General features: G+C 30.0%; 1 pseudogene. It reads left to right on the top strand.

Annotated elements, in window-relative coordinates:
- Positions 1–303 (top strand): annotated as a pseudogene (locus ACSG5Z_RS30575) (phosphopantetheine-binding protein); the annotation flags it as partial.

The raw sequence follows: 303 nt of genomic DNA, 5'->3' as shown, positions 1-303 counted from the left end.
GCTTTATATTTATCAAATGTATTGCCAGAATATATGATCCCTAAATATTACTCTCATGTGTTAGAAATACCAATAACGGCTAATGGGAAAATTGATTTCGAAAAACTGCCAGAAATAGAGATTGATAATGAGCAAAACGATGAGTGTATACTTAAGCCTCAAACTAAAGTGCAAAAAAACATTGCAAAAGTATGGTCCTAATTTCTTAACATTAAATCTATAGGTTTAAAAGATGATTTCTTTAATTTGGGTGGAGATTCTTTAAAAGTTATGCCGGCATTAGTCAAATTAAAAGCGTTATAC

The organism is Bacillus pretiosus (assembly GCF_051294775.1).
GTDB lineage: Bacteria > Bacillota > Bacilli > Bacillales > Bacillaceae_G > Bacillus_A > Bacillus_A wiedmannii.
The sequence above is the reverse complement of the archived record's forward strand: the minus strand, read 5'-3'. Positions and strand labels throughout refer to the sequence as shown.